The sequence below is a fragment of the Ligilactobacillus sp. genome (genome assembly GCF_036846325.1).
Taxonomy (GTDB): domain Bacteria; phylum Bacillota; class Bacilli; order Lactobacillales; family Lactobacillaceae; genus Ligilactobacillus.
In genome coordinates this window covers 1-4,334 of the sequence record NZ_DAIUCE010000117.1, presented here as the reverse complement: position 1 = coordinate 4,334, position 4,334 = coordinate 1, and the positions used below count along the sequence as shown (strand labels likewise).

The following is a 4,334-nucleotide window of genomic DNA, read 5'->3' as shown; positions in this document are numbered from 1 at the left end:
GCTGGTCTGAACCCGATTAGGCAAGGTGTGGAGCCGAGCGCTCATGAGCCCGTAATTGGCATTCCTTGGTTGCCGTCAAAGCACACATTTAACGTTGCATACACAACAAAGTCCTGGATGAAATTTGAAATTAACAGCCCCTTTTCAGCATTAATATTTTTCGATTTTCATAGTCAATCATGCCGATAGGGCTCGCCCTTTCTTTTTTCTCTAATTTTTTCATTTGCCGTTGTTAATTTGTTATAATTAAGTTAAACGCCAAAAGAGGGGATAAGTGCATGAATTTGTTTGAAAGCATTCTGAAGTACTTTATTCAGCCTTTGCTGCTGGCATCTGTCATTGCAGTGCTGATACAGTACTTTTCAAGAGTCAAATATGAAAGAAAAACATTCAGGATAGCGATTAATCGTGATTTCTATGAAGGACGCCATTTTCTGAAACATGCTTTGAGTTTTTTCTTCATCGCTGCAATTGTCACGGTGCTTTCAGGCGTTTCGATTCCTGAAGGAACCATTGTCATGTATCAGGCTTTGGGAATCGTTGCACTGCTTTTTGGTCAGGCAGTTGATTTGAGTCTTGCGGCGGTTTTGGCAACTGGATTAATAACGCTTTTGTGCCAGCAGTTTGACGTTCAATTCTTTCTTTTGCCAGATACGCTGAATCAGCATTTCGGGTTTGCGATTCTTGTCCTGGCAGCATTATGCGCAGGATTTCAGGTGGCACTTTCCAAAGAGAAGGAAACGGAATGGTTTGCGCCTAAAGTCAGGAACGGTAAACGCGGTCGCAGAATCGTCGGCTATTATTTCAGGGAAATGACGGTTGTTCCGTTGATTCTGCTGCTCCCGCTACGGGATGGAACGCAGTCTGCATTCTTCTGGCCGCTTTCGGGAATCAGCGGCGTGCATTTTACGTTGTTTCTGATGCCGCTTTTGGTTGCGGCAAACGTGAAGACGTTCAAGCGGAGCTTTTCTTCGAGTCTCAGATATTACAGGAGGCAAAAAGCGCTGCAATGCGGAATGGGACTGCTTTTTGCGATAATTGCAGCATTCGTTCCCGAATCAAGTTTGATTTTATTGGCGGTAATGTTTTTAACCGAGCTTATCTTTATTGTCAGGCAGTCGTCATTTGATGGGAAAGGTCAGTTCTGGTATGTTGAAACGAGTGACGGAGCAAGGGTTGTTGCCGTAAAGAGCGGAACGCCTGCTGCAAAGATGAAACTGGTTCCAGGCGATGTGATTCTGGAATGCAACAAAGTCAGGATTGCCAATGCGGATGAACTGTATCAGGCATTGCAGAAGAATTCAGCGTACTGCCACCTGCTGGTTAGAACGATGGATGGTGAGCTTAAGATTTGTGAGAGTGCGCTTTATGCAGATGCACCGCACGAAATAGGGATTATTTTATTTGATTAGAGGGTGTTTTTTTGAAGAAGATTCTGGTCGTGGATGATGAAAAGGCAATTGTAACCCTGCTGGAATATAATTTGAAGAAGGCAGGGTATGGTGTCGATACCGTTTCCGACGGCGTCAGTGCGTATAATATGGCAGTAACCGGGAAATATGATTTCATTTTGCTTGATCTGATGCTTCCCGGAATGGACGGGATTGAAATAACGAGGCGTTTGCGTCAGGAACGGATCGAAACGCCGATTATCATTTTAACTGCTCGTGATCAGGAGTACGATAAGATCATCGGACTTGAACTTGGAGCGGACGATTATTTGACAAAACCTTTTTCTCCAAGAGAAGTTATCGCAAGAATCAAGGCAATCAGCCGCCGGATAACGTCATCATCAGATGAAGTTGGCGTAAGTCAGCCGTCCAAGGTCGAAAAGGAATTTTATGAATATGCAGGATTTACCGTTGACCTGGCCAGAGTCTCAGTTATGAGAAACGGAGAACGCGTAAAGCTTACTCCAAAAGAATTTGAATTACTGGCCTATTTTGTCAAGCGTCCGGGAAGGGTTCTGAGTCGAGAAAAGCTTCTGAACGGCGTCTGGGGGTACGACTACGTTGGTCAGACACGCATGGTTGACATGCATGTCAGCCATCTGAGAGAAAAGCTTGAAGATGATCCCAAACACCCTGTCTATATTCAGACCGCCAGAGGATTCGGCTATCGTTTCAATGGTGACGCTAAATGAAAGCAGCTAAAATTCTTGGATACAATGCGTTGATATGTCTTTTGGCAGGAGTATTCAACGGAATTGCCATTGAACTTTTTGCAGGCGGAGATTTAACGACAAAGGAGAAAATTTTCGGAGCATTGGTCTGGTGTCTTTTTCTTGAATGCGCATTCCAGATCATGCAGCGCCTTGAACGCATGAAAACGTTGAACATGTTGACGCAAAAGCTGATTGAAATTACGAATCAAAAACCTTCAAGCCACATTTTGCTGGAACAGGGAAATGATTATGTCGAGCTTGCCCGTGCAATCAATGCAGTCCAAAGTAATTCCAAACGTTTTCTAAAGCTTTTCAAACAACAGACGAGGGACTATTTGTCATTGATGGAATCAATGACTTCGGGCGTTGTCGTTTTTGACCGCAATAAGGAAATTACTCTTTACAATCATCTTCTGGAAGAAATTCTGGTCCTTCCTCCAAAGCCCAAGGGCAGACCTTTTTATGTCGTATTTCATGATGCAAAACTTGTCAGCATGACTCAAAAGGCTTATGAAACAAAGGAAGACCAGCATATAATCTGGGAAGATCAAACAGAAAGCGGAATCAAGTACTACGACGTTCATGCAATCTATGTTCCCCTGTCTCGACACCATTATTCGGTGATGTGCCTGTTTGACGACATCACGAGCGAGCGTCTCGTGTCTCAGATGCAGCGTGATTTCGTCGCCAACGTCGGACACGAATTGAAAACGCCTGTTACTGCAATCAGGGGATTCAGCGAAACTCTGCTTGAAGGTGCACTGGATGACAGGGAAACGGCCGCTGAATTTGTCAGGATCATTCTTGAACAAAGCAAACAGCTTACGGATTTAATTAATGATATTTTGTCCTTATCGAAAATCGATGCGTCAAAAGGAGATACTTTCGTCAAAATCAGGCTCAGAAAATTTGTCGAGCGGATTTTACAACAGTTTGGTCCGGCAATCAGCGAGAAGAAAATCAGTTTCACTGACAAGATTGCGTCTGATGTCGAAATCGTCTGCGATGAAAGAAAACTGCAGCACATTATTTCCAATCTCATGCAAAATGCAGTACGCTATAATAAAAAAGGCGGATCAATTGAAGTTTCTGCCGTAATCTTTGAAAATGAATGGTGCTTTTTGATCAGGGATACCGGTCAGGGCATCAAGCATGAAGATCTCGGAAGGATTTTCGAAAGATTCTATCGCGGCGACAAATCACGTTCACAGGAAGGAACGGGGCTGGGATTGTCAATCGTCAAGGAATACGTGGACTCTCTTTCAGGGATGATTGACGTGACGAGCGTGCCTAATTCCTGGACTGAATTCATGGTAACGCTGCCGAAGTTCAGTGAAAACAAAGTAAGCGAGGTAGAGAAGTGAAAAAGAAATTATATCGATCGAATCATGGCCTGATCTGCGGAGTATGCACGGGCTTTGCTGAATATTTCAACGTCAATCCGTGGATCGTCAGGGGAATTTTCCTGGCAATTGCAATGATTGCGGAATTTTTCCCGCCAATGGTTTACGTGGTTATTCTGGCATATTTGATTTTAGCGTTGGTGATGCCTAAGAAACCGGAACAGTATAATGACGTTTTTACGCTGTTGAAGGATCTGTTCGTCGGGAAAAACAGGTCAGGCAGTTCCCGATCCGGTCGGTCGCAGGAGCAGGGGAGAAAAATTGTGACGGATGCCAGGGAAAGAGACGTTAAGGAAAGAAAGGACGATAAATAATGGGGTTTTGGCAACGGTGTCTGGTAAATGCACTGGTATTTTTAGCAACGGCAGGATTTTTTCCAAATGCCTTGCATGTCGCAAACGTTCCGACCGCTTTTTTAGCGGCAATTATCCTGGGATTGCTTAATATGTCGGTCAAGCCGATCCTGCTGGTCTTGTCTTTGCCGATTACGGTCGTGACGTTGGGAATTTTCTATCTGATCATCAATGGGCTGATGTTGGAACTGACTTCTGTCGTGATGGGCGACCTGTTTCAGTTTTCGAGTTTTACGTCAGCGATTATGATTGCAATCGTTTTGAGCATCGTAAATCTGATCATTACGGACCATTTATCATAAAAAGTCTGAAATGATGGTGATGAAAGCGCTTAAAGATGTTACAATTGACACAGATGGCATAATTATAATTTGATAATGGAAATGACAGGGGTTGTTTTTGCATGGATAGCGT

General features: G+C 43.9%; 5 protein-coding genes. All 5 read left to right on the top strand.

The genetic code is table 11. The features are described 5' to 3' along the window. Positions 1-278 precede the first annotated feature (278 nt). The 5 genes from V7Z60_RS08885 to V7Z60_RS08865 are packed head-to-tail and all read left to right on the top strand — an operon-like array spanning position 279 to position 4,222. The gene (locus tag V7Z60_RS08885) at positions 279-1,412 is read left to right on the top strand and encodes a PDZ domain-containing protein (protein ID WP_334117470.1); all 1,134 of its coding nucleotides are present in this window, start codon (positions 279-281) and stop codon (positions 1,410-1,412) included. 11 nt (positions 1,413-1,423) lie between these two features. Further along, positions 1,424-2,143 (top strand): response regulator transcription factor, encoded by a 720-nt coding sequence (locus V7Z60_RS08880; RefSeq protein ID WP_334117469.1) that lies wholly within the window; start codon positions 1,424-1,426, stop codon positions 2,141-2,143. After that, on the top strand, positions 2,140-3,528 hold the full coding sequence (locus tag V7Z60_RS08875; RefSeq protein ID WP_334117468.1) for an ATP-binding protein: 1,389 nt from the start codon (positions 2,140-2,142) through the stop codon (positions 3,526-3,528). The genes V7Z60_RS08880 and V7Z60_RS08875 overlap by 4 nt, the downstream gene beginning before the upstream one ends. Then, the gene (locus V7Z60_RS08870; RefSeq protein ID WP_334117467.1) at positions 3,525-3,881 is read left to right on the top strand and encodes a PspC domain-containing protein; all 357 of its coding nucleotides are present in this window, start codon (positions 3,525-3,527) and stop codon (positions 3,879-3,881) included. The genes V7Z60_RS08875 and V7Z60_RS08870 overlap by 4 nt, the downstream gene beginning before the upstream one ends. Next, entirely contained in the window at positions 3,881-4,222 is a 342-nt protein-coding gene (locus V7Z60_RS08865; RefSeq protein ID WP_334117466.1) for a phage holin family protein, read from the top strand. The genes V7Z60_RS08870 and V7Z60_RS08865 overlap by 1 nt, the downstream gene beginning before the upstream one ends. Positions 4,223-4,334 lie beyond the last annotated feature (112 nt).